Origin of the sequence: Vibrio splendidus (assembly GCF_003345295.1) — a bacterium.
Taxonomy (GTDB): domain Bacteria; phylum Pseudomonadota; class Gammaproteobacteria; order Enterobacterales; family Vibrionaceae; genus Vibrio; species Vibrio splendidus_K.
The window spans coordinates 1188406-1214523 of sequence record NZ_CP031056.1 but is presented as its reverse complement, the minus strand read 5'-3'; the positions used below and the strand labels follow the sequence as shown (position 1 = coordinate 1214523).

At 42.6% G+C, this 26118-nt stretch carries 24 protein-coding genes and 1 pseudogene; 20 read left to right on the top strand and 5 right to left on the bottom strand.

What is annotated here, in order from left to right; genetic code table 11:
- Positions 1-75: 75 nt before the first annotated feature.
- The 4 genes from DUN60_RS21080 to galE all read left to right on the top strand — a co-directional run bounded on the left by DUN60_RS21080 (position 76) and on the right by galE (position 5737).
- Positions 76-2139, top strand: coding sequence for a TonB-dependent receptor plug domain-containing protein (locus DUN60_RS21080; RefSeq protein WP_114635341.1), 2064 nt, complete (start codon positions 76-78; stop codon positions 2137-2139).
- Positions 2129-2665 carry a YfiR family protein gene (locus DUN60_RS21075; protein WP_017082256.1) on the top strand — a complete coding sequence of 179 codons (537 nt, stop codon included), beginning with the start codon at positions 2129-2131 and terminating at the stop codon, positions 2663-2665. Before DUN60_RS21080 ends, DUN60_RS21075 begins: the two co-directional genes overlap by 11 nt.
- Positions 2665-4638, top strand: coding sequence for a sensor domain-containing diguanylate cyclase (locus DUN60_RS21070; protein WP_114635340.1), 1974 nt, complete (start codon positions 2665-2667; stop codon positions 4636-4638). Before DUN60_RS21075 ends, DUN60_RS21070 begins: the two co-directional genes overlap by 1 nt.
- An 85-nt stretch (positions 4639-4723) precedes the next feature.
- On the top strand, positions 4724-5737 hold the full coding sequence (gene galE / locus DUN60_RS21065) for a UDP-glucose 4-epimerase GalE (protein WP_017079232.1): 1014 nt from the start codon (positions 4724-4726) through the stop codon (positions 5735-5737).
- Between the two features lie 355 nt (positions 5738-6092).
- Here the strand turns inward: galE and DUN60_RS21060 are convergent, their stop codons facing one another.
- Entirely contained in the window at positions 6093-8228 is a 2136-nt protein-coding gene (locus DUN60_RS21060) for a TonB-dependent hemoglobin/transferrin/lactoferrin family receptor (protein WP_114635339.1), read from the bottom strand.
- A gap of 224 nt (positions 8229-8452) precedes the next feature.
- Between DUN60_RS21060 and DUN60_RS21055 the strand changes: the two genes are divergently transcribed.
- A complete protein-coding gene (locus tag DUN60_RS21055) occupies positions 8453-9340 on the top strand; it encodes a LysR family transcriptional regulator (RefSeq protein WP_114635338.1) in 888 nt (295 codons plus the stop codon).
- On the opposite strand, the gene DUN60_RS21050 is transcribed toward DUN60_RS21055, so the two are convergent.
- Positions 9332-12013, bottom strand: a complete 2682-nt coding sequence (locus DUN60_RS21050) for a bifunctional acetate--CoA ligase family protein/GNAT family N-acetyltransferase (protein ID WP_114635337.1) — start codon at positions 12011-12013, stop codon at positions 9332-9334. The two genes, DUN60_RS21055 and DUN60_RS21050, sit on opposite strands and share 9 nt — an antisense overlap.
- Positions 12014-12229: 216 nt before the next feature.
- Here DUN60_RS21050 and DUN60_RS21045 point away from each other — a divergent pair, with 216 nt between their 5' ends.
- Both DUN60_RS21045 and DUN60_RS21040 read left to right on the top strand, forming a co-directional pair.
- Positions 12230-12793 carry an SPOR domain-containing protein gene (locus DUN60_RS21045; protein ID WP_004730988.1) on the top strand — a complete coding sequence of 188 codons (564 nt, stop codon included), beginning with the start codon at positions 12230-12232 and terminating at the stop codon, positions 12791-12793.
- A gap of 179 nt (positions 12794-12972) precedes the next feature.
- Positions 12973-13968: a D-alanine--D-alanine ligase gene (locus DUN60_RS21040; RefSeq protein WP_054546869.1), complete on the top strand. Its 996-nt coding sequence runs from the start codon at positions 12973-12975 to the stop codon at positions 13966-13968.
- Positions 13969-14031: 63 nt separating this feature from the next.
- Here DUN60_RS21040 and DUN60_RS21035 read toward each other — a convergent pair whose 3' ends face one another.
- Entirely contained in the window at positions 14032-15000 is a 969-nt protein-coding gene (locus DUN60_RS21035) for a tyrosine-type recombinase/integrase (RefSeq protein WP_114635336.1), read from the bottom strand.
- 100 nt (positions 15001-15100) lie between these two features.
- Between DUN60_RS21035 and DUN60_RS21030 the strand changes: the two genes are divergently transcribed.
- Positions 15101-15469, top strand: a complete 369-nt coding sequence (locus DUN60_RS21030; protein ID WP_004730993.1) for a DUF3319 domain-containing protein — start codon at positions 15101-15103, stop codon at positions 15467-15469.
- Positions 15470-15472: 3 nt separating this feature from the next.
- Complete coding sequence (yciH, locus tag DUN60_RS21025) at positions 15473-15784, top strand: stress response translation initiation inhibitor YciH (RefSeq protein ID WP_009845368.1); 312 nt, start codon at positions 15473-15475, stop codon at positions 15782-15784.
- A gap of 170 nt (positions 15785-15954) precedes the next feature.
- Here yciH and DUN60_RS21020 read toward each other — a convergent pair whose 3' ends face one another.
- Positions 15955-16323, bottom strand: coding sequence for a DUF3693 domain-containing protein (locus DUN60_RS21020; RefSeq protein ID WP_114635335.1), 369 nt, complete (start codon positions 16321-16323; stop codon positions 15955-15957).
- Positions 16324-16524: 201 nt separating this feature from the next.
- Here DUN60_RS21020 and DUN60_RS21015 point away from each other — a divergent pair, with 201 nt between their 5' ends.
- The 10 genes from DUN60_RS21015 (at position 16525) to DUN60_RS20970 (ending at position 23646) form a co-directional block, all read left to right on the top strand.
- Positions 16525-16728 carry a hypothetical protein gene (locus DUN60_RS21015; protein WP_076670476.1) on the top strand — a complete coding sequence of 68 codons (204 nt, stop codon included), beginning with the start codon at positions 16525-16527 and terminating at the stop codon, positions 16726-16728.
- Positions 16729-16730: 2 nt separating this feature from the next.
- On the top strand, positions 16731-16931 hold the full coding sequence (locus DUN60_RS21010) for a hypothetical protein (RefSeq protein WP_016786329.1): 201 nt from the start codon (positions 16731-16733) through the stop codon (positions 16929-16931).
- Positions 16921-18033 (top strand): replication initiation factor domain-containing protein, encoded by a 1113-nt coding sequence (locus DUN60_RS21005; protein WP_114635334.1) that lies wholly within the window; start codon positions 16921-16923, stop codon positions 18031-18033. The genes DUN60_RS21010 and DUN60_RS21005 overlap by 11 nt, the downstream gene beginning before the upstream one ends.
- Positions 18021-18362: a DUF1293 family protein gene (locus tag DUN60_RS21000; protein WP_065099874.1), complete on the top strand. Its 342-nt coding sequence runs from the start codon at positions 18021-18023 to the stop codon at positions 18360-18362. Before DUN60_RS21005 ends, DUN60_RS21000 begins: the two co-directional genes overlap by 13 nt.
- A 15-nt stretch (positions 18363-18377) precedes the next feature.
- Positions 18378-18605, top strand: a complete 228-nt coding sequence (locus DUN60_RS20995) for a hypothetical protein (protein WP_019350627.1) — start codon at positions 18378-18380, stop codon at positions 18603-18605.
- A 19-nt stretch (positions 18606-18624) separates the two neighbouring features.
- Entirely contained in the window at positions 18625-18843 is a 219-nt protein-coding gene (locus DUN60_RS20990; RefSeq protein WP_114635333.1) for a hypothetical protein, read from the top strand.
- Positions 18844-19330: 487 nt separating this feature from the next.
- Complete coding sequence (locus DUN60_RS24710; protein ID WP_208638362.1) at positions 19331-20251, top strand: hypothetical protein; 921 nt, start codon at positions 19331-19333, stop codon at positions 20249-20251.
- Between the two features lie 3 nt (positions 20252-20254).
- Positions 20255-20599, top strand: coding sequence for a hypothetical protein (locus tag DUN60_RS20980; RefSeq protein WP_019351056.1), 345 nt, complete (start codon positions 20255-20257; stop codon positions 20597-20599).
- 1 nt (position 20600) lies between these two features.
- Positions 20601-22025 carry a zonular occludens toxin domain-containing protein gene (locus DUN60_RS20975; protein ID WP_114635332.1) on the top strand — a complete coding sequence of 475 codons (1425 nt, stop codon included), beginning with the start codon at positions 20601-20603 and terminating at the stop codon, positions 22023-22025.
- A gap of 559 nt (positions 22026-22584) precedes the next feature.
- On the top strand, positions 22585-23646 hold the full coding sequence (locus DUN60_RS20970) for a GTP pyrophosphokinase (RefSeq protein ID WP_114635331.1): 1062 nt from the start codon (positions 22585-22587) through the stop codon (positions 23644-23646).
- 190 nt (positions 23647-23836) lie between these two features.
- Here the strand turns inward: DUN60_RS20970 and DUN60_RS20965 are convergent, their stop codons facing one another.
- Complete coding sequence (locus tag DUN60_RS20965) at positions 23837-24211, bottom strand: phage protein (protein ID WP_114635330.1); 375 nt, start codon at positions 24209-24211, stop codon at positions 23837-23839.
- A gap of 151 nt (positions 24212-24362) precedes the next feature.
- Here DUN60_RS20965 and DUN60_RS20960 point away from each other — a divergent pair.
- Positions 24363-25361: pseudogene (locus DUN60_RS20960) on the top strand (transposase family protein); the annotation flags it as partial.
- Positions 25362-26118: the final 757 nt, after the last annotated feature.

Genomic DNA, 26118 nt, shown 5'->3' with positions numbered 1-26118 from the left:
TACCAGTATGGCATTTCATATATAGTTGAACTATTGATTAAAGGATTAATATCTATCTGTATATTAGGTGAGCACATGATATCGCGCCAGGTTTGCTTAGGACTAGCATTAACGACACCTGTTTTTGTAGCTGCTCAAGAAAACTCTTTAGACCAACTCATGTCGATGAGCCTTGAAGAGTTGTCTATGTTAGATGTTGAGATGGAAACGGCTTCGAAAGTGACACAAAAACTTGCCGACATTCCCTCATCGGTTTATGTACTTTCTAATGAGCGAATTCAACGCAGTGGGGCTAAAACCATTGCGGAAGTGCTGACGCTAGTACCCGGCCTCAAAGTGACTAAGTTTAACGAGACCTCGTGGTTTGTTTCGACGCGCGGCTTTCATGATGGGCTGTATAACAAAATGCTCGTGATGATGGATGGACGAAGCTTATTTAGCCCAGTCTATGGCGGCACGTATTGGAGCGATGTTGACTATATACTTGCCGACATCGAACGTATCGAAGTATTAAAAGGCCCCGGCGGAACGATTTGGGGAGGCAATGCGGTTAATGGTGTGGTAAATATCATTACTAAGTCTGCCAATGATACTCAAGGGACGTATCTCTCTGGTGTCGCCTCTACTACTAAAAATTACGAGTTTAGTGTTCGTCAGGGTTTAAGCTTGAATGACGATGTGAATGCGCGTGCATTCTATAAGTACCGAGAAGAACCCACGTATCGCACAAACGAATCTGAAAAATGGAAAGCGCAAACGGCTGGGATGGTGTTTCAACCAAGTAATACTGAAGAAAACTGGTCATTGCGTATCGGCGGCGAGAAAAGCTTTTACGAGTCGGAACTCTATACGTTCCAATATGATAACTCAGGTTCGTTTGTCGGTTCACAAGCCAATGATTTCGATAACAAGAGCCAATCTGTTTACGTCCAATTCAACGACTCTCGCCATTTTGATGAAAGTTCGACACTCTCATATTCGTTATGGGGGGAATATAATGAGGATAACGCGCCAGATGCTCCGGGAAGCTACTCGACCCTCGATTTTGACTCGACCTATATCAACCAGCTATCTGCAAAGCATCAGATGACACTCGGTGGTGGCCTGCGATATATGTATCTTGATTTCTCGTCTAGCCAAGTTTCGGAGGTTGATTGGTACAATCCCGATTACGAAGGTCGAGCCTACAATATCCAATCTGCCAACGATTATATTGCGAACGCTTTTATACAGTCTCAAATTCAAATGACGGAAGCGTTATCTATTACTATTGGTGCCAAGGTCGAGCACTTTACACAGAATGATTCAACTGAGCTTTCACCTCAATTGCGAGGTTTATATAAGTTAACTCAACGTCATTCTGTGTGGGCGGGGCTCAGCCGTGCAGTGGTTGCACCATCATATATGGATTCAAACTCTACATACTACTTCAACAGTTATAATACCGATTCAAACGACAGTTATCTGGATGTCTATAAATCAAACTCTAACCTTGAAATAGAGGACGTCATAACGGCTGAAATGGGGTATCGCTACTCTAACAATTCAAATTTCGAGCTCGATGCAACAATCTACCTGAGTGAACATGACAATCTACGCTTCCACAGCTATGACCCGAATGATATCCCCGCGAATCATGTCTATGTCGGTGCATTATCTGATGATTATAAAGCGAAAACCTATGGCTTAGAGCTAGGTGCAAGTTATCAACTTACAGAAGATCTCACCAGTTACCTGAGTTATGCTTATTCAACGTTAGAAGGCGAAAACAAGGGGGATGACCCTAAATCTAACCCACAAACTGGCGTCTATCATGACATTGATAATGAACATTTAGCCACGGCACAGTTGATGTGGAATATCACCGATAGCTGGCAATTCGATGTTATCGGCCAATACATTAATGTGAATTACCCAGACTATTGGATAGCAGGCGATGGCACTCAATACGAATGGCAATCTTACCCACATGAAATAACCTTTGACGCACGTCTTGCATGGAAAAAATCATCCGCAGCACCTTTAATTGAAGTGGTCGTTGAAAACATTGGTAAGAGTGACGGCTATCAAGCTGAATTCACGTCTGAGAAAAGTGTTAACCAAGAGTCTGTATATATGAGGGTCTCTCATGAATTCTAAGTGGCTTAAGTACCGTATTAAGCTCGGTTTTACTAAACTCAGCCTTGCCACTTTAGCGATGTTTATTATGCCTTTAAATACATCGGCGGCTAGTTTCAAGCCTTATGAAGTGAAAGCGGTGTACCTTTTTAGAATTGCCAACTTTATTCGTTGGAACGACGAAAGCACCATGAATACGGTTAACTTCTGTGTGATTGGCGATGAGAAGGTAAGCAAAGCACTGACGTCGATTACACAAGGGAAATCTATTCGTTCTCTCGCTATACAAGTACATCAATTGGTGACTCCTAAGTGTGATATCACTTATCTATCTGATCTCGATAATGATGAATTTAGCGGTAAAGCCCACTCACCACATACTGTGACGATTAGCGATATCCCAAACTTTACGGACATGGGAGGAGTCATTGAGCTAACGCACATCGATAATAAGCTAAAGCCTAAGATCAACTTAGTGAATGCAAGACGCGGTGAATACATCATCGGCTCAAACCTGTTACGAATCGCTATAGTGGAGGGCCAATAATGTTGTCTTTCATTAATAATTTATCGATTAAAAACAAGCTGATATTACCGATTGTCATCTTCATCGCGGTTACTTTTGTGACGATTCAATCAGTTAATTACACTGTCACTTTTGAGCGAGAGAAAGAGAGTCTTATTCAGCGAGTTAAAGTGTTAGCACAAGGTGTTGCTTATAACCTACAAGCCGCGATTCTATTTGAGGATAAATCTTCGGCTCAGGAGATTTTGTCAGCCTTCGTTGCGGATAAAGATATCGTCAGGGTGAAGCTCTATGACATTAACGAACAGCTTTTTGCGAGTTATCAAGTGAGTAATACGCTGGTTCCAAGGCCGAATACAGATGAATTAAATGACATCGCGGATCACCAATTTTCCATCTCCGAGAATTTCATCTTTTTGCTTGTTCCGGTGACGCTGGATGACGCTGTGATCGCTAACTTGAGAGTGACAATATCAAAAGAGACGTTTAATATGATCTTAACGAATATTTTCAAGGTTGCGGCCGTCTACTTGCTGTTTCTGGTGATCTTAGGCGGGGTACTGGTCAAATTGGTTCAACGCTTGATTATCGAACCGATGTTTGACCTTAATGAGGCGATGCAAGCCTTTGTTGAACGTCGTTCTGAACAACAAAAATTAGTCGCAACGAACCACGATGAGATAGGGGATCTGGTTCGAGCTTTTAATACCATGCTCGAAAGACTTCAACATCGCGACAACCAAATCAATTTTACGCTAGATAAACTACAAGAAGAAAAGTCGTTTGCGAATGAGGTAATTGAAACTGTTCAGCACTCGTTGTTGGTAGCCGATGAAAAAGGGTTCATCGTTCATGCGAACGCTGCCACTCGTGACATTTTTAAGTGTACCGAAGCGTTTCTTGAAAATTTATTGATCCAAGAGTTGATCTCGACAAAGCAAACTGGGTTCTTACAAGAGGTTATCGACGCCAATATTGAGCTGAATGACGAACTACTCGAAACCACCGATCTCTTTAACTCAAAACGCTGGCTTCGTGTGAGTAGCCGTTCGTTGCCAAAGCACGGTCGTATTCTTTATGCAATCCAAGATGTCACGGGGATGGAAACGGCCATGAGTCGCCAGCGTATAGCTGCGGGTGTTTTTGAGAACAGCAAAGACGGCTTAATCGTACTGAATTCATCCAACGTAATTACCATGGTTAACCCAGCTGTCACCAAACTTCTCGGTTATCACGCCGATCTGCTGGTGGGCAAAACACCATTTGACGTTTTTTCTTGGCAACAATTTTCATCCCTAATGCCGACAATTCGCAGTTCATTGGAAAATTATGGGCAGTGGCAAGGCGAGGTATGGGAGAAGAGTGCATCCGGCACTTTGGTTCCAATGTTTGTAAAAGTGAATCGAGTTTCGTCAGACAACGAGAAAGACGAGTTCGATATGGTACTCACATTGTCTGATTTATCTAATGTCAAAGAGATGGAAAGGCTCGAACACTTGGCTCATCACGACGCATTAACGGGTTTGGCCAACAGAGCTCAGCTGTATAAAGTGATGGATGATGTAGTCACGTCTAGCCATTATTCTAATCAACACTTCGCGGTTATCTATTTGGATCTCGATGGCTTTAAACACGTTAATGATAACTATGGACACGATGCGGGCGACGAAATCCTCAAAGCAGTATCGAGCCGGTTGCTATCTCAAGTTCGTGCAGGAGATTTGGTAGCACGTTTGTCGGGTGATGAATTTGTTCTTATTATTAAACAAACCAACAAAGTCTTGTTAGCAAAGTTAGCGGAGCGACTGTTGGAGCTGATCGGGCAAGAAGTAACCCATAAACAGCGCTCGCTTCATGTTGGAGCGAGCTTGGGCATACACTTAGTTGATGGTTCAGAGCGTGATATAGACGTGATCCTAAAGGTTGCCGATGAGGCGATGTACCAAGCAAAACGCAAAGGAAAAGGTCAATTTGTGTTCTCTCGTGATAGTTAATAGCCGTAGGCGTTTGTGACCTCTACCTAAGTTGTTGTATCATAAGTGATAGGTTGAATATTTTTAATTAAAAGGTCTGCTAAACATGAATGTTTTAGTTACAGGTGGCATGGGTTACATCGGTAGCCATACAAGTATCCAGATGATCAACGCAGGAATGACACCTGTACTTTTTGATAGCTTGTATAACAGTAAACCAAGCGTTCTAGAGCGTATCGAAAAAGTATCTGGTGTTCGCCCTAATTTCATTGAAGGTGACGTTCGTGATAAAGCGCTTTTGACTGAAACCATGAAGCAACACAACATTGAAGCCGTTATTCATTTCGCTGGTCTAAAGGCGGTTGGTGAATCTGTGGCTAAGCCACTTGAATACTATGACAATAACGTGAACGGTACGTTAGTTCTTGTTGATGCAATGCGTGACGCTGGTGTGAAAACCTTAGTATTCAGCTCTTCAGCAACGGTCTACGGCGATCCTGCGAGTGTGCCTATCACAGAAGATTTTCCAACAAGCGCGACCAATCCTTACGGTCGTAGTAAGCTAATGGTTGAAGAGTGCTTAACCGATTTCCAAAAAGCCAATCCAGATTGGAGCATTACACTGCTGCGTTACTTTAACCCAGTAGGTTCACACCCAAGTGGTGAGCTAGGTGAAGACCCGCAAGGTATTCCAAATAACCTAATGCCATTTGTCTCTCAAGTAGCCGTGGGCCGCCGTGAATTCCTATCGGTATTTGGTAGCGATTATCCAACAAAAGATGGGACTGGTGTTCGTGATTACATTCACGTCATGGATCTGTCTGATGGCCATATTGCAGCGCTTGAGAAAGTAGGGCGTAAAGACGGTCTTCATATCTACAACCTTGGCACTGGTAACGGTTCGAGTGTATTAGATATGGTTAAAGCGTTCGAGAAAGCGAGCGGTAAACAAGTCCCTTATAAACTGGTCGATCGTCGCCCTGGTGATATCGCAGAATGTTGGGCAGACCCTGCTAAAGCTCAGAAAGAGCTGGGCTGGAATGCGACGCGTACATTGACTGAAATGACGGAAGATACATGGCGCTGGCAGTCAACGAACCCTAATGGTTTCCCTGGTTGATCTAGTAGTTTCATGAATGATTAATATACAAAAAGATGCTTTAGGGCATCTTTTTTGATCTAAATCGAATAAAAAGTGAATTAGTGGTTAAAAAGTATCATTCTGTATCGGTTGTTGTTATCATGCTCGCGAATTATATGTTTAATGTTAATTTTCTTTGGAGTTAATCATGGAACTAGGCCTAATTATCACTTTCATCATTGCTGCTGCAGTAATGGTTAAGAAAGAGATGGCAGAGAAGTAATTTCACTTTATCCCTTTTCTATACAATTTTTAGTGAAATAATAAAAGCCAGCGTTTAGCTGGCTTTTTAGTATCTGCTGTATACGTTTCTGTGGTTCAGCTTTCTAACGAATTAGAATTCGTATTTAGCGGTGACTGACCAGTTACGACCAGCTTGCGTGTAATCTTTATCTTCTTGTGAGAATCCACGAACATCATTCCATGAATAGTACTCTTCATCCGTAACGTTGAAAAGACCAGCTCTAAGCGTAAGGTCCTTCATCGGCAAGTAGTATGCAGTTAGGTCAACTACTGTTGCAGAATCAGTCGGTAGAATTTCGTCTTTAAGACCCGCGCTATTTATATCACTAGACTTCTTGCCAGCTGTATAACTAATGTTAAGTGATGTACCCCATAACGCTGAAGGAGCATCATAGTTAAATCCAACTACAGCATTCCAAGGATTCACACTGTTAAGAGGGTTACCTTCACCGTCTTCACCTTCTGTGTACGTAGCTGCAACACGGGTACTCACACCTTGTACCGGCATGAAGCTATTCCAAGACAACGTGTTTGAAGCCTCGATACCTTTGATTACTGCTTCATCAATGTTGATATTCTTATAGACTGTCGGATCCATAGGAGAGCCAGAACCACTAACAGGCTGAGTATCAATAAAGTTATCATAGTCGCTGTAGAAGATAGCGATTTCACTTGATGAATAATTTGTGTTGTGGCGCCAACCTAGCTCGTATGAAATACTTTCTTCAGCTTCTAAATCTGGGTTAGGGGCATTAACATAACCGTGAGCTGGATTACCAAATGAATAGTAAAGCTCTTGGAAATCAGGAGCTCTGAATCCTTGGCTAATTTGACCGAAGATCTTATTTTCGTCATTAAGCGTGTAAGTTGTACCTAAGCGTCCAGTTACAGCTGAGTCTGAATATTTTGCATAAGCTTCTTCAGGGTTTCCACTTGGGTTTTGGCTTGTATCACCAGGATCCGTTTCAAAGCCGTCAAAACGAACCCCCGGAGTAATCATCCAATTTCCGATCGTCATTTCATTTTGTGCAAAAAATCCATACTTTCTTTCTGATGCTGAAGGAATATAGAAGATAACTTGGTCTGCACTGATTGAGTTATATTCGTTATTAACGTTTTTAATATCTTTGTCCGAATATGAAGCACCATAGATAAAGTAATTTTCTACATTACCTGTCATGAAGAACTTATCGAATTGCACATCAAGCTGGTAACCTTTATCTTCGTAGATATAGTCCTTTTTCTGAACGTTGCCAGCTGGCGGTAAGAACATACTACCACCCTTAGATGTACGATTAGTTACGCCATTTTCTTCTTTGCTCAACCAGTCAGCTTGCCAAGTCACGGTGTCGGCAAACGCTAAGTTAGCATCCCAAATATGTTTGATACCAATTTGTTGTTGACTAGTCGAATCTTCGCCAGTGTAACCGGTGTAGCTTGAGCTATTTAAATCGGTATCACCTGAATTCTCGATAAAATTACCTGAGAATTCTAAACGATGTTGTTCATTTAATTGATATTGAAGCTTAACCAGTAAGTTGTTGTTTTGAGTGTCTTGCTCATTAGGTGTACCGAAGTTTTCAGTTTGCTCACCATCCCTGCGAGTATAAGCAACTAGCGTTTCAAGATCTCCAATACGATTCGCTAAGGCAACAGATTCGCTAAATGTGTTATCAGATGAAGAGTAGTTGAACTTCGCGTGCCCCCCGAAATCTTTGCCTTTTAAAAAGTCACTTGGGTCTTTTGTTTCAAACGCAGCAATACCACCAATAGCGTCTGAACCGTAAAGAGAAGAAGCCGCACCTTTAACTATCTCTACAGACTTCAACATGTCCGTATCAATATCAACGCGCGAAGAGTTGATGAAGTTATATGACTGAGTACCACTCGGGGTAAATTGGCTAGTTTGTGATACTCCATCAACGATAACCTTTACTCGGTTACCTTCCATACCACGAATATTAATACCTTGAATCCCCTGACGAGAATTCGTAGTGACGGTGACACCTGGTGTGTACTTAAATAAATCGTTTACATCCGTTACCATGTTTTTTTCGATATCTTTATCGTTAATCACAGTTACCGATGCAGCAACATCTTCAAGTTGTTGATTAGTACGAGTCGAAGATACAACAACCTCATCAAATAGGGCATAATCGTCAGCAAAGGCTGATGTTGATGAAAGCGCTAAAACGATTGAAGCAGAGAGTAGGGATTGCTTATACATCTGATAGTTACCTTAGTTCCATAGTATTATCTTGATTTGCGAAAGATAATATTGGATCTAAATGATAATTACTATTATTTGCATTTAAATAATTTTCAATATTATCAACTAATTCATAATTAACAATCTTAAATATCTGTATTAAAAAGACTTTTACAGTTCCATTCATAGCCTGAATGCTTCTGTTTTTGTGATTCAAGTCTCATTTATAAAATAGGAAAGCTATGCATAGTCCAATAACACTTGAAGCATTACACATATTAGATGCCATTGATCGTCGTGGGAGTTTCGCAGCTGCAGCGAATGAACTGGACCGAGCGCCTTCTTCATTGAGTTATCAAATCCAGAAGTTAGAGCAAGACTTAGATATCATGATTTTTGATCGCTCAGGCCACCGTGCAAATTTCACGGAAGCGGGGCAGTTAATATTAGAGCAAGGTAGAATCATTCTTGGTGCCACTGAACAACTCGTTAACGATGCGAGTATTCTTGCTAATGGCTGGGAGCTAGATTTAACCATTGCCTTTGATGGCATCATTCCTATTGCCAATTTCTTCCCGTTGGTCGACGAACTAGGGAAAATCAGCAAAACACGTGTTCGCTTACAAGAAGAGATCTTAGCCGGATGTTGGGAATCCCTGACAGATGGCCGAGCCGATCTATTGGTATGTCCCAAGCTCGACACGATTCCAAACGATATGAAAAGTGACATCATTGGTAAGATGGAAATGGTATGGGTCGCTGCAACAAACCACTACGTGCATAAGCGCTCTGGCGATTTCGATCAAAAAGCGAGGGAAAGTTACAGGGTTATTGCAATTGCGGATACTGCACGCGATCAACCAGCGTTAAGTCGCAACATTCTAGAGAAACAACCTCGTTTAACCGTAACAAGCTTCCCTGCAAAGGTGGAGGCTCTAACAACTGGATTAGGGATTGGCACCTTGCCGAGTAGTATTGCTAAGCCGCTGATTGAATCTGGCGTTCTACAGCAGATTTCGGGTACAGAACCACAGCCGATCGATATCGTCATGGCTTGGCGACGCAACAAAATGGGCGACGCCAAGTCTTGGTGTATCCAACATCTTAAAAAGACATGGGCGTTAAAGTAACGGTAACACCATATCTGCAGTACCATCTTCAAAACTGATATCTAGCTCGAAGCCGAGCTTTTGAGCTAGTGTCAGCATCCCTCTATTCGTTGGCATCGTCATGCCCGACATCTGTTTAGTCTGCTTCGCACGGCAGTAATCAATAACCTTAGTCATAAGAATACGACCTAAGCCGACACCTTTCAGATCGGAACGTATCAGAATCGCGAACTCGGCATCGGTGTTCTCTGGGTTAATTAGCGCTCTCGATACACCAATAATCGCAGGCACACCTTGTTCCTTACGAACCACCACAAACGCGATTTCTCTATCAAAATCAATCTGAGTAAAGTTCGCCAACGCCTCATGATTGAATTCACCAACATCACTAAAGAAACGCTTATACAGATCCTCTTTAGATACGCGATTAATAAAGTCAGCATGAAGCGGTTCATCTTCAGGAAGAATAGGGCGTAGCAACACTTCGGTGCCGTCCTTGAGTACGATATTCTCTTCAAGCTCGACCGGATAAGGGCGAATCGCAAGACGTTCTTGTGGATCGCCTTCGTACGCTTTCAAGATGATATCGGCATCTAATATCGTGAACTTGTCACCATTGGCTAGTACTGGGTGGATATCCAAATCATGTATTTCAGGGCAATCCACTACCATTTGCGATATACGAACCAGCAACTCAGAGAGCCCTTCAATGTCGATCGGGTTAGGCAGTTTTTGCAGGCGAATCTTGCCACTTTTTATCGCCCTAATGATCAAGTAACGCGCCAGTGTCATGTTAAGCGGTGGGAAAGCAGCCGCGGCATCAATCGATTCATCCCACTCAGAGCCACCTTGGCCAAGTAAAATGATAGGGCCAAAGGTTTCGTCCGTTGTAACCTTAACTCGCAGTTCTTGGCCACCTGCAAGTTTAGCCATACCTTGAATCAACAAGCCATGGATATGAGCGGTGGGGAACGACAATTGAGAGCGATCGAGAATTGCCTGAGCGGCATTCGCGACTTCACTACTGTTTCGTAAATTGAGCATCACACCTTGAACGTCCGACTTATGCGCAATGTCTGGCGAGCGAAGTTTTACGGCGACCGGGTAACCGATCGTTTCAGCAATGTGCACCGCTTCACTTGGGTCGGAAGCAATCCAAGTCGGCAACACATCAAGATTGAAGTGCTTGAAAAACTGACTGTTTTGATGGGTATCAAGACTAACTGTTTCTTTATCCAGTAGTTGACGTTCTATCCAATTTTTTGCATCTGCCAAGTCTTCAATGTGCACTTTTTCTGCCGTGGTCGGCGTTTCCATTAACTGACGTTGGTTGCGTCTGTACTCGACCAAGTGCATGAATGCGACCACTGAACTTTCAGGCGTTCGATAGGTTGGGAAACCCGCTTCCGTAAACAGCTTTCTCGCTGGCCTTGCGGTTAACTCACCAGACCAATTCGTTAAGATATTAAAGCGCTTGTGGCGAGGATGCTTTTTAATCGCCTCAATAATTCGCTCTGCTGTTTTGGCTGAATGTGCGACCGCAGAAGGGCTGTGCATGATAAGAATGGCATCCGCTTCATCGCCATCGAGCAAGATGTTTATGGTGTCGATATAGCGTTGATCGCCGGCATCGCCAACAATGTCGATAGGGTTGCTATGAGACCAACTCGATGGCAAAACCTTACTGAGTTTATCGAGCGTATCTTCAGATAACTCTGCGAGCTTACCGCCGCGGTCAAATAGGGTGTCCACGGCCATAATTGCAGGGCCGCCACCATTGGTAACAATAGCCAAGCGCTCGCCACGCAAGGGCACTGAATGAGTCAGTGTCTCTACCGCAGCAAACAGTTCATGTAAGTTCTTAACTCGCAACATACCGCTGCGTCGGATCGCAGAGTCATAGATAATGTCTAAGGTATCGGCACCACCAGTATGTGCCATGGCCGCTGCTCGGCCTTTCGCTGTTCGTCCGCCTTTGAGCACTAGAATTCGTCGGTTGCGTGACGCTGCACGCGCTGCAGAGATAAAGCGCCTCGCATCAGTAATGCTATCGACATAAAGCAATATCGCTTCGGTGTGAGAATCGGTGCTCAGATAATCCAAGAGTTCCGAGAATTCAATGTCACTGCCATTGCCTATCGAGATAAACGCTGAGAAGCCAATCTCTTTGTCGTTCGCCCAATCGAGAATCGTGGTACACACTGCAGCCGACTGAGAAACAAAGGCGATTTTACCTGGCAGCGCAGTTACCGGAGAAAAAGAGGCATTCAAATTTAACCAAGGGACAATAATCCCCAAGCTATTGGAGCCAAGCACCCGAATGTTGTGTTTTTTAGCAATCGCTAGGCATCGTGCATCATACGTTTCGCCATTATCGCTTTGTTGCTGCATGTCGGAAGAAAGCACAATGACAGAGGCTATGCCTTTCTCGGCCAGCTCTTCAAAAATGGCCACATTACGGGTCGCATTGGTACAGAGAATCGCAAGGTCAGGCACGATAGGCAGTGACAAAATGTTCTTGTATGAGAGTACGCCTGCCACCGAGTCATATTTTGGCGTAACGGGCATCACCGCACCTTTAAAATCCCCGTGCAACAAATTGTTCATGACGATATATCCCGCGCGCGTTTCTCGTTGAGAAGCACCAACAACAGCGATTGAACGGGGTTTAAGGAGGGGATCAAGATGATTCATAGACATATCCTAGCAATGCACGTAAGTTCATCGTAACTTACTTTTCACTCGCGGGTTGATGGCAAATTCACCGAATTCAGATGAATAAGCAAACACTGCATAAAGTTTGTGAAATAGGTCACCCACTAATGGTGTATAATCTCAAAGTTAACTTGATTCTAAACCGACGTATCGGCATGATTTATAGTAATTATTATTAAGGATATAGAGCTTTCCATGAAAAAATTTGCAATTGTGACTTTGCCACTGCTCTTGGCTGCATGTGTATCTGACGACTACGTTACAAATGTAACTTCAGATAGTTATCAAGAAGAGTACAAAACGGCAAAAGTTGAAGCTCCAGTTGTATCTCAATCTGAGCAAACAGGCGTTGTTGAAGAAAACGTTGTCAACGTGATCAGAACCGAACCTGTTGAGCAGAAAGTCACTCAAACGACTAAAGCTAAGCCAGTTGCAGTAGTGACAGGCCCAACGAAGAAACAACAAGATATGAACCAGCGTTTTGGTTACACGGTTCAAGTTGTTGCTGTTGGCAGCCAGAGTAAAGTCGATTCTTTCGTGAAAATGCTACCTACGACTTCTCAACCAGTTTGGGAAAACTACAAAATGGTTAACGGCACTAAGTGGTTCACCGTACTTTACGGTGATTACGCAACACGCTTAGAAGCTAAAAAGGCAATCTCAACGCTGCCAACCACTTTCCAAAACTTGAAGCCGTTTGTTAAGAGTATTGATGACATCAAGAACTCTGAATACCCAACGCTTAACAAGTTGAACTAAGTTTTAATTCAGAAAGAGGGAGCAAATGCTCCTTCTTTTGTTTTAAGACCAGCAGTTTTGTTTAATAGTTAATCGCTCGTTCTTTCGAACACAATTTTAACGTTCAAAACACTGTACCTATTTCGACTTTTGTTTATCATTGAAGTCAGTATTCCTAGTTTCAAGGACCGAATTTACCCATGAACACCATTAACATCCTTCTACTTTGTGGCGGTGGATCTTCAGAGCATGAAGTCTCTTTAGTTTCAGCCAATTACCTTTTTGAACAACTGAATAGCGTTGCAGATTTTAACGTTGTCAGAGTTGAAATTAAAAACGAAGGCTGGTGTCTTGATTCAGGTGAATTGGTTTATCTAGATATCAATAATCAAACCTTACGTGGCGACAACCTAGAGTCTAAAGTCGATTTCATTGCGCCTTGTATTCACGGCTTCCCGGGTGAAACAGGTGACATTCAATCATTATTTGAAATGGCTAAGATTCCGTACTTAGGTTGTGGTTCTGAAGCGAGCAACAACAGCTTCAACAAAATCACTTCAAAGCTTTGGTACGATGCACTTGGCATCCCAAACACGCCGTATTTGTTTTTATCAGACAACAACGACCAAGCTCATTCACAAGCGACTCAAGCTTTTGAAAATTGGGGTAAAGTGTTCGTGAAGGCGGCTCGTCAAGGTTCTTCTGTAGGTTGTTACCAAGTTAACCAAGTGGAAGACTTAAGCGAAGCGATCAATAAGGCGTTTACCTTCTCTGATCAAGTGCTGGTTGAGAAATCAGTTGTGCCTAGAGAGCTAGAAGTTGCCGCTTATGAAATCGATGGTGAGCTACACATCAGCAAACCGGGTGAGGTGATTGCACCTAATGGCGCATTTTACTCTTACGAAGAGAAATACAGCTCAGACAGCCACTCAATTACCGAAGTTGAAGCAAATAACTTAACAGATGAACAACTAGAGTTAATTGCAGACAGTGCTCGTAAAGTATTCACCCAAATGAAGCTTCGTCACTTGTCTCGTATCGATTTCTTCTTAACACAAGACAACGAGATCTACCTGAATGAAGTCAACACCTTCCCAGGTATGACACCAATTTCCATGTTCCCTAAAATGGTTGAACATGATGGCCACAAATTCAGCCAGTTCCTAGAGAACTGTGTGAGAACAAGCATTTCTTAGTTGTTCCAAAATATCTTAGCGAGTCTTACACCACTGGCTAAAGAACATAATAGTGCCTTGAGCTTATTGCCAAGGCACTAGTGTTTTAAACTTCATCTTCTCACTCTCAGCCGTCCCCGAATAACCCACATATTGCGCAGGCATTGCAGGGCTGAGCCAACGACCAAAATCCTGAATCTCCCTCACCTTAAGACCTTGTTTTGACAACTCTTGTGCGGCACCCACACGAATCGAATTCCCTGAAAAATGGTGGTTTTCTGCGAGTTGAAGTAAGTCGCTTGCACTTCTTAATATCCTATAGATCGACGAATCATCTAAAGGTTGCAGACTAATGTTCTCATGCTTGTCTATAGCACGAAACACGGGTAACTCGTCTTGTGTCCCAGTAAACGCAAACCAACGCTGAAGTGCAGCACTTGCTACTTGCGACAGCCGATACACTGAATCTTTTATTGTAATCTGGTAATCGTTTTCAACGCACTCGACATTACCCATTGATAACGCCTTAAGTTCTGACCGTTTTAAAGCACACTCAAACATCACATTATAAATGGCGATATCTCTGATCTCTTTTAAGCTCGATTTCTCATTTGAAAGTAACGTGTTTAACTCAGCGAGGTGTGTAGATGTCATGGCATTGGTTTGCTTAGCGTCGCCGGCCATTTGAGCTTGCAAGTGGAGCAGGGCAAAACGAACTTGTCTATGCTTGATTGGGTTGGCAAAGCTCAACACAGTATGCAACAAGCTAAGCGTTGCAGTGTAACGTTTTAAAGATGCGTATTTTCTGTCACTGGATTCCGTCTCAAGAAAACGACGAACAGCAGTAATAGAGGCTGGGAGTGTGTTGATACGGTTTTTAGTACAGAACGCATGGTAGCGATTCCAATCACTGTAGATACCCAGCAGTGAGTTACGAGAGTACTGATATCCTGTTAACTCATCTATAATTTCAATTGTCGCGTGCCTGTTCAATTTTTCAACAAATGAATTAATTGTCACAGAGTCGGTTAAAATAGGGACTTTTTTTCGCAAATTACCGTACCTCGACAGGTGTTTTTACCATATTATGCTTGATATCATTATAAGTATACTTATGATTAATACAGTGAAAACAAAAAGATGATTAATAGATATGGCTAATTCAATTTACCGTAGCGTCCATCTGCAATCGATGGATGCGAATAACACCATTTGGCGTGCTAAGTTAAAAAACAATGTTATTCAGGGCAACCTAGCTGCCGTGAAGAAGAGTATTGATTGGTGGATTGACACGGCGTCTATTATTGACCCTAAAGAGTTCACTGCATTAAATAAGTCGAGAGGAACTGGTGGCCTAACTGAAAACTTCAACGGCTATCAGATCAAAAATGACACCGGTGAGCCTAACGCGTGGTATTGCATGTTTAACGGGCGTCTTATCAAAGGCGGCAAGATTGCAATCCAACGTCATATAGAAGCTTACTTACTCGCAAAACAAAAAGCAGAGCAACAAAAGAAGTAATTTATGAGCCTAGTATATTCAACAGAAACAGGTCGCATTAAACCTGAAGAAGAGAAAGTCCAACGTCCTAAAGGCGATGGTATCGTTCGAATCCAAAAAGAAACCAAAGGCCGTAAAGGCAAAGGCGTTTCTATCGTAACGGGCTTAGACCTAGATGACGCACCATTAAAACTAATGGCAGCGGAACTCAAAAAAGTGTGTGGCTGCGGCGGCTCAGTAAAAGATGGCAACATCGAGATTCAAGGCGACGCTCGTGACAAGCTCAAAGCGCATCTTGAAAAGAAAGGCTACAAAGTTAAATTTGCTGGCGGTTAAGCTCTAACTAATGCCAGGGGTAAAATCGAAGATTATTATCACTGGTTATTAGGTATTTTATGGTAAATAGCTAATATGGTTAAATACACAGTATAAATCAGAGAATAACGACACCAAATAAAGGCAGGGCATCACACAAAGATACCTGCCTTATAAACACCAAAATCAATTTAACATAACGTACATAATACGCACTGAGCTAGGGCTTCTTGAGTAGGCACCATCCATAACGCCAAACCACCACAAGCCATTGATACACCTGACATATTAAGCCCGTTAAACTTTTTTGCGATGTTCTGCCAAGCCACCTGAGCCTTATGATTTTTGCTGCGGTCAGCGGCTAAGTACACTAAGACTTCTTCTTCAGACAAACCAATCCTTTCAGCAATAAAAAGTGCTTCAGTTTCAGTTAGATAGCGAGCTCCGCTTCTAATTGCACTTATCTTCTGACGACTTAACGCTAAGTCATGAGCAATCTGCTTATCTTGTACGTAGTTTTGAGCCTCTTTATAGGCATCTAACAGTTTATTTTGGTACATGGTTGTCCCTCCATTTCCTTCAATTGTATACCGTCAGTCCACAAAAAGCGGTCTTTACAGTCCTGATTTCTGTGTCTTATAGTACACACAAATCAGGACTCACTTGATTTGGCTGTCTAGGTTTGGGCTGTTTGCCCTTGACGCTTATAGCTCGGCTTAGATGGTCACTCCAATTCTCAATAATCAGTCAAGGTGGTTGTTATGTTTAATGTTCTTTTAGTTTCCGGGTGTTTTCCTCGTTACTTTGCAGGTTTTGGAACTTCAGCTTCTGGTAAGCCTTTTGTGATCACTACTGGTCAACATTTTCACAGTAAGTTTCTTTCTGTATCTGATGCTCACAGCATTGTTGAACGTCTCAAAGACTCTTGGCCTTTGGCTCAAGCCTCTTATGTTGTGAGCGATTAGTTATGGATTCAATCTACTTCGACAACGAACCCAATCACGGTATCAACGCCTATTTTCCTTGGGGTCATAACTTCTTCAAGACTCCGCGTGATTTCTTCCAGTTCATGGAAGCTCACTACGGCATGGTGTCATTTCAGGTTGTTGAAATCACAGATGAGAACTACCAAGAGCTTTTAGTTAAGGGTGTGTTCCATGCCATCTAAAAAGCCTCATAAGTTCCATGATGAAATTCGTCCGGTTCAAGTGGATCACTTAGCGTTTTCATTTTCTTACGGTTCGCTTAGACACTTAGATAGTTCTAACGAACAAGACTTTATCAACATGCAGTTTCCTGAGTTTAAAAAGCAAAGCGTCAACGGCCGCCTTAACTCACCAGAAGCTATAGAGAAATCAATCGAGTTACACCGTAACAAGTGTCGGAAGGTTTTGGCTGATAGGTTTGATGAGTTCATGTCTAGAGTCTTTAACTTCCGTATCTCTCCTATGCGTGGCCGAGGCTTACATGGTTATGAAGATTCTATGGTGATTTACGATTCTACTGGAACGGTTGAATGTGGCTTGGTGGGTGTTGGCGGTAATAACGATACGGTTTACGTGCAAATCAATGGTACGGGTTGCGCTAAGTTGTTCGACTTCACCACACACAAACAGGTGCATTGGTGGTTGTCACTGTTGGGTATCACTCGCCTAGCCCGCTTAGATCTCTGCGTGGATGACTACACCGGAATCTTTGACTGTAAGTATGCTGAGAAATGTTTTTATGAGGGAGCATTTCGCACTGCTTCTCGTGGTCGTGGTCCGACAATGGTTCCTCATAAGCGCGTTTCACAATCCGGTGAATTATCAGAGGAAGCCGTTCTTGTTGGCTCTCGTACCTCTGCAATCTATTGGCGTGTGTACAACAAGAAGTTTGAGCAAAACATCGCTGACCCTGAAGTGATTTGGTACCGCAATGAAGTGGAATTGAAGAAGTGCGATTTGGCACTACTCGCCTCGCCTGCTTCGGCCTTTGCTGGTCTCTGTGACTTCTCGGCAAGTATCGACCCTGCCGAACCAATGAAGATTGAGCTTAACAAAAAGAAAGCGGGTCTTGAGTTCTTTGCTCGTATCGCTTGGGTTCGTCGTCAATGTGGTAAGGCACTATCTGAAGTGATTGCAATGACAGATGGTGACTTGGGTGAAGCCTTTGGAATGCTCATTCCTACGCATCATAGACGTGCAAACTTTGAAACCTCGTTGGGTATTCCTGACGAATACACTAAACAGAAAATCGAAATTTTGGAGTCAAGAATATGCCTACAATAACTGGTATTGCTATCAAGCGTTTCCCTAAATCCAACATGGAATTTGCGGAATTGTCTGTCCTTCGCGCCGTTGAAGAAGTCGATAACGAGAAGTTTCAGCAAACGGGTATCGGTTATTCGACTGACATCCCTTACAACAAACAAGCGTTGAAAATTGATGTGGCCTACGCTCGTCAGCTTATCCAAACGCGTGCTTTCGTTGCTAACCGTGACTACGAACTGAGCTTTGGTGCTAACCCAAATGATCCTCTAGATATCTTGGTTACCAAGCTTGTTCCTGTCGATGAAGAAATTAAAAAGCACTTCGATAACTTCATGAAAGCTAAGTAGTTAGGTCTAAGTGCTATGTCTATTTGCGTGACTGTTATTGATGGGATTTTGCAACAATCATCGGGGGATGTTTGTGAGTATGTCTTGGTCTCTAAAGAACAGTTAACGCACTTGGTTGATGGTCAATTTGATTGGTCATTACTTGAATTCGACAAATCATTGTATGAATTCGTTGTCGGTCAGAGCTTGGCAACCTTTGTTGGTGGTCATGTTCTAGGCCGTGTATTAAAACACTTTCGTTAATCCATTTAGGAAAATTATTATGTTGAAATTACGTCAATTGGTTAGCAATAAAATTCTTGTTGCTTCTGTCGCTGTTACTTCTGGCTCTGCGTTCGCTGATGGTAATGCAAATCAAGACGCTATTACTGCTGCCGTTACTTCTGGTAAAGGTATGGTTGAGTTAACTACTTCAGGGGTGATTGGTGTTGCTGCACTTGGTTTCGGTCTAGGTATGGTTATTTCTTGGCTCCGTAAGTAATGATTATCTCCGTTGTTCTTGGCTCTCTAACGTGTGCCTCATTTCTTTATGGGGTTTATACCGGAGTCATAGCAGGTTGATTGATTGGGAGCTTCGGCTCCCTTTTTTATTGGGTATTTTTATGATTAATAAGAAAAGTAAATTTGTTTTATTTTTAACCCTATTTTTTTGTTTTTCTTTTAATTCTATTGCCGAAACTTTCCGTGTAACGTCTGTTAACACTCCGAAATTTGAATGTATCAGTGTCGGTATGGTTATTGATATTAATACTATTTCTTCTTCTTGTTCCGGTTCGGAGTCTTCTTCAAACCGTGGATATACATTGCTCGGTCTTTCATATAACGGTAGATATCTTAAAGCGAGAATCAAAAGTGTTTCGGGTAAGACTTATTACTCAAACACTTATGCGTCTATTTCGGCTTCTTCTTGCGTTCCACCTAAAGAAATAAATGAATCAACTGGTGTTTGTGAGGAACGATGTAAAAAAATGGACGGTAAAAAATTAGGTTCTGTTACTTTTCCCGAAGGTACTCGGGACGTTGCTTCCCTTTGTCGAAATTCTTGCCGCGCTAATTCAGACATTTTTTTCCCTGCGGCTAATCCTCCCTATGGCGTGTTTACCTACACGGGTGATGCTTGTAATGGCGGTGATGGCTCTACTGGCGGTGATGGCTCTACTGGCGGTGATGGCTCTACTGGCGGTGATGGTTCTACTGGTGGTGATGGTTCTACTGGTGGTGATGGTTCTACTGGTGGTGATGGTTCTACTGGTGGTGATGGTTCTACTGGTGGTGACGGTTCTACTGGTGGTGACGGTTCTACTGGTGGTGACGGTTCTACTGGTGGTGATGGTTCTACTGGTGGTGATGGTTCTACTGGTGGTGACGGTTCTACTGGCGGTGATGGCTCTACTGGCGGTGGCGGTTCTACTGGTGGTGGCGGTTCTACTGGTGGTGGCGGTTCTACTGGTGGTAATAACGGCTCAGGCTCTGGTAGTAACAATGGCGGCTCTGGTGATGGCCTTACCAAAGGAGATATCAAAGACGTTCTTGAAGATGTCTTTGGAAAATCAGGGACATTCAACGCTCCAGGACAAGGTGACGGATACGCTACTAATACGGTACTCACCACAGCAGTTGATGATCTAAAAACTGAAATTGATGACCTTGAAAAAACACTTGAAGACAAGCTCAAACAATCCCCTCTGAAACTCGGTCAAATGTCTTTTTCTGACGGTTCATATGATGGTACAAGCTTCTTCCTAAGTCGATGGGATGTTGATGTGGGTTTCAATCTTTTCAGCACTTTAGGATCTAACAATAGCAATATGATTCGAACCGTTATCTTATTCATCGCCACTCTATTAGCTGGCTTTATCTTGCTTTCTTCTGGTCGCTCTAAGGTATAAATCATGGAATATTTCTACAGCGCACTTGATTACATTGTTTCTGTCTTTGGCAGTATTTACGACTTCTTCGCCACCATACCGGACTTGTTTCTGGACGTGTTCACATACGCATGGTTTTGGTTCATTAAGCTCTATATCTACCTAAAAATCCAAATGCTAGAAATGGCCTATAACGTTGCCTCTTTGTTGCTTTCTGAATATGAGGTCTACACGGTGTTGAACATGGCTTTTAACAAGCTTCCCTCAGACTTACGCTTTGCCTGTTACCAGTTCGGCATTGTTGATTCAGTTCGAATTGTTGTTGATGCATTTGCTACGGCATTTGTGCTTAGAATTATGGGTTGGTGATATGGCTGTTTCCTTTCGTCATGGCTCTAACGGGGCTTATAAAACCGCTTACGTAACATGGTTCGAAATCCTCCCTGCCTTGCGTGAGGGTCGTATCGTTGTCACGAATATTGAGGGCTTGAAACCTAAAGAATCTATCGAAGAATTGTTAGGTGAAAAGTTTCCAGATTCAGCACGCTTGATTAGGATCTTTACACGATCTTCTGAGGGGGTAATGCTTTGGCAAAACTGGTTTAACTGGATGCCTCTTGGTGCATTCGTTGTGATTGATGAGTGTCAGGATTTGTATTGTCCCGAAGCAGGATTTAAGCGTGAGAAGTTCTTGCAAAAGCCCTTTTCTGAGTTCGTAGATTACCTACCTAAAGACTTTTCAGAACTGTTCTATTCTCGTTGGCTTCCGGTTGACCCTGATTCTTTTGAAGTGGGTGACGTTGATGATTGTGAACGAACCCAACTTGATGAAAATAACAGACTGCTCTACCCGTTCGATTTCTACGGTGCATTCATGCGACATAGAAAATACCAATGGGATATTGTCATGCTTACACCTGATTACACTGCAATCCCCACTTGGTTAAAAGGGTGTGCCGGTGAAGCTTATTCTCACCGCTCAACGGATACTTTCTTTCGAAGTCGTAAGCCTAGGATTTTTAACCACCCTCCAAAATCCACGAAGACAGCTCCCTCCACTAAAGCCGACATGGCGAGTAGTACCACAAAGAAAGTTCCTGTTGATGTATTCGCGCTTTATCAGTCCACCGGAACTGGAGGCTTTAACGCAACTAAATCCGACATCTCGGTTTTGAAGTCACCAAAATTCATTCTTGCGATCATTATTGGGGTCGTGGCCATTGGCAAATTTCTATGGGATTTATCTTATGTACTATCTGATTCTGATGTGGGTGAAGTTCAAACGGTTGATGCGCCAGCTGCCTCTACCAACTCACCTACTCTATCTACTCCGGCTCACGTTCCAGTATCTGAAAATGTTTCTATCCAAGATGGGGAAAGTTCTGTTCGGGTGGGTTCTAGCAATGTTACTTCTCAAGCTTCTGCTGAAAGTCTTCCTGATGCTGTGAATCCTTTCTTTGATGCTTTTCCAGTATTCAACGGCTCTACAGCGGTCTATCTTACGTCAGTAAGTAGAACGGTTTATCCAAAGGGCTTTGGTGAGTACTCGGACTTTGTCTTTAGAATAGATAAAGGTGTAGACACCTTTTATATACGCTCTGCTGTATTGAATCGCTACGGCTACCGCTTCGAATTGATTGATGATTGCTTGATTCAAGTGCGCTCTAAATCAGTGTCGAGGGTTTTAACGTGTCCACCTACATCGAGTGGCGTTGCTATCGCTTCTGAAAGTAACGATTTGATGAGTGGTAGAGTTGAGGATGTTCAAAGGTCTGTCGATATCTTCAGCATGTGACGAATGACACACTTGAACGGAGGTATGTCAAAAAATGACATACTCGCCCCGCAGGGATAAGGGCACTCGATACAGTTATTGGGTATGACTTCCCCAAATGCCCGAAAAGCAGCGAAGCGTAGCTGACTTGATGAAACCACATCACCGCCCTTCACATTGCCAAGATCACCCTAGCAGAGCCTCACAGCATTAGTGGGGCTTTTTGCTACTGCAACCCATCTAACTAACAACTCTTTCTATTCTGCTCACAGCTTCGCGTGAGTCGTGAGAGCTGAACAGCGAGCGCGACGCTGTGGGCAGCAACCCCCGTGTTGTATCACGGGGGTAAATTCGACGAGACTATCAAGCTCACAGGTCATTCATTTCTCTTCGAGCTCCTTTATCATCTGATTTTTCTCGAAATTAATTCGAAAACTACTTTTAAAGATTTGGTTTGAAGATATGATATCTAATATTTTTTTCCATTGTCATATAGCTGTGACCAATTGCCATCGTCACGTACTACCCACAAATCACAACCTAACCTACATTGGGTTGTCTATTATGTACTGAGAATATAATGAAAAATAACCTAATAGATTGGTATATAGATAACCAACCAGTGTACAAGCGGTTATCAAACAAAGTTGAATCTTTATTATCTGAAGTTTTCGAAACAAGTGGTCTCTCGTATCATCAAATTAGTTCTCGAACTAAAACTTTAGACAGTGTCAGGGAGAAAGGTAGTAATGACAAGTACGATGACCCAATCAACCAGATTCAAGATTTTAGCGGCGTAAGAATAATCACTTACGTCGAAAGTGAGAACGATTCGATTTGTAAAGTAATTGAAGATAATTTCTCAATTGACACTCAAAACAGTTCCAACAAAAGTGACGATTTAGGTATTGATAAAGTTGGTTATAAATCTGTTCATTATGTCGCAAAATTAAAAAAAGACAGGCTAAAGCTCCCTGAGTATAAACAGTTTGAGAATAGACATTTCGAGATTCAGGTTAGGACTATTTTACAACACGCTTGGGCAGAAATTGAACATGACCGAAACTATAAATTTTCAGGGAAACTGCCACCTGATATCAGCCGACGTTTCAAAATACTTGCAGGTGTACTTGAAATGTCTGATAGGGAGTTCAACCAAATATCACAAGAAATAGACACCATTTCAGAAAAATCAAAAATTGCTACTAAGGAAGGTAATTTAAACATTCCGATTACATCTGTTTCAATTGCGCAATACTTACAATCTAAATTCGAGTCTTTCTTGGCCTCTGGATATGAGCTGATACTAGACCACAGCGCGAAAGGGATAGCCGAATTAGAAAGATTAGGGATCACGACATTAGAAGATTTCGACAAATTGATAACAAGTGATGTATTGATGATGATTCCTTTAAAGAACGTTGGCGGTACGAATTCAATTTCCGAGCTCGGAATCATAAGGCTAGCTTTGATCTTGGGCGACTATGAGAAATATTTCTCAACTTTATACCCTCTTGACTACGCCGTATTTACTTATAACTCAGATCATGAAGCCGAAGTGATGGAATATTTTGAGAAGCGGGAAATGGATTGGCATTATATTTCGGAACAATATGGCGTTAGCTTAATGGCACTAGGTTAATTGTTAAAAAGCCGAACCCTCTCGATAAAGGTTCGGCTTCTTTCTCCTTGATATGACCAAAAAGGAGGACTGGATTATTCAAAACAGGACAGTTCTTCGTACCAGTCAAGGTCACCTTATCAACTAGAGTCACATCATGTTAGTTAATGTAATTTAGACTTTGAACTCTCATCGAGAAAATCATACTTTTCTAATCCCTTTTCTTAATTTTGGCTATCGCTCTAGCTAACCCAAGTAAGTGAGTTGAAGTCTTAATCTCTAATTCAGACTGAATTCCCAATAGAGCAATCCCTGCCAAAATTTGTTGTGGCCTCACCACTTGGCCTGTCGGCAGCTCCATACTGTCATATAACATTTTGAACTGTTCCCAATCCTCACTTACGCTGAGTTCCCGACCTTTTGCCATACGCATAAGCCTTTTACATTCGGGTGGCATCGGTTTTCCTTCATCCCAACCCGTGACAGTCCTCACAGTTTTAAAACACAGTTCAGCGACCTCTTCCTTAGTCATTTGGCACTCTAACTCTCGAAAAATGTAATTCTTACTCATTTCGCGATACTTCAATGATAAAACCTCTAAATACAAGAGGTTGCACTGATTCAAGTAGATATGCACGATTGAACATAAGCAGACATAATACGCAGTTGGCTTGTTAGAGCAATTTAGTAATGTCCTCCTAAGCTTACCTATATTGGTCTGCTTAGGAGTTATCCGGATGCTTATTACTATGAGTGAAAAAGATATTCAGCGATTCAAGGTGCTTACTGACGTACGTGAAAAACAACTACGCCAAGTTGACGCTACTATCATTTTGAATCTGTCTGCGCGTCATATCCGACGTTTGGTAAACAAACTTGTATCTCTTGGCGCTCAAAGTCTTACACACGCAGCGCGTGGACGCCCAAGTAATCGACGCTACTCAGAACATTTCAGAATTGAAATACTGAAACTTATCCGTGAGCATTACTCTGACTTCTCACCAACGTTCGCTCTGGAAAAACTGACTGAACGACACAATCTATCCGTCTCTAAAGAAACACTCCGTCAATGGATGATCGCCGACGGACTGTGGCTTCCACATTCACAACGCAAACCTCGAGTCTATCAGCCTCGTTACCGTCGTGATTGCTTGGGCGAACTTATCCAAATTGACGGCTCCCATCATGACTGGTTTGAAGGCCGCAGCGACAAATGTTGCCTATTGGTGTTCATTGATGATGCGACTGGCCGTACGGGCGCGTGCTGAAAGAACTGGCCATAGAACTCATCTGTGCCAACAGCTCCCAAGCCAAAGGCCGCGTTGAGCGAGCCAACCTCACGCTGCAAGGCCGGCTGGTTAAAGAGATGCGCTTACAAGGTATCGACACCATCGAACAAGCCAACGCCTGGCTTCCCTACTTCACCGCCGATTTTAACCATCGCTTTGCTAAGCCCGCTCAATACCCAAAAGACATGCATCGTCCGGTTCGAGAGTCCAAGCAAGAACTCGACGATATTTTCAGTTGGCAAGAAACCCGCAAGCTCTCAAAGTCGCTGACATTTCAATACGATAAAGTGATTTATCTCATTGAACCTACTGAAGAAAACAGCCGACTCGCGCACGAACATGTCAAGATACTCGACTACCCAAACGGTGAAATCGCCATCCAATACGGGCATCGAAAACTCGAATTCAAACCTGCAACAAACCCAAATCGTTGAAAACAAGCGTCTCGAGCCATCAACACAGTGCTCACCGAACCATTAAAGCCTCCATTCGAAAGACTTAACAAGGGGACATTCCTATTGAGTACAAATAAGGACATTTTAAAATGGAATTGACATGATTTGACTACTTTAGCTTTAGTCCTTGAATTTACATAATGTCCTAATTCTCTATCAAAAGTATCTTTAAAATGCTCTAAGTTTTCCCGGATAAGTTGATTAGATTTAGTGATTAATATTTTAGTCATCACAATTCCTGTAACAATCGCGACAACCCTTAAGAAGTTATTTGTCCGAGCTAAAGCCCCGATAGCGACCATAACCCCTGATAACGCGAAAGCTTTCGTTTGTGAAGAAGTAATTAAACCCTGAAGCTTCGCCAAAAAGCTTGAAGGAACGCCATCACTTCGTTTTCCATCGATATGCGTAGTATTCAAGTTGGTATCGCACCATAGCTCGTAATTAGGAATGAAAGACAAAATGAGTGTTACGAATGCTCTCATAGACAATAAAGTGTTTCGATAAAATTAAGCTTGCAAAGTGACACTGCAACATAACTGCCCTCCACTTTAATTGATGAACAGTAACTTTGGTCTTGTGACTCGTTATCACAGCAAGCCATAAAACTTGCACACACCGCTCTGATTACAACAAGACGAGCCACTTTAAATTTAACTGTATAAATATACAGTTAAATTATAACCCCCGTAACAACCGTACTTTTTGAGAAAATAACATTCAGAATCAAGAGTCTGCGTTCAATTTTT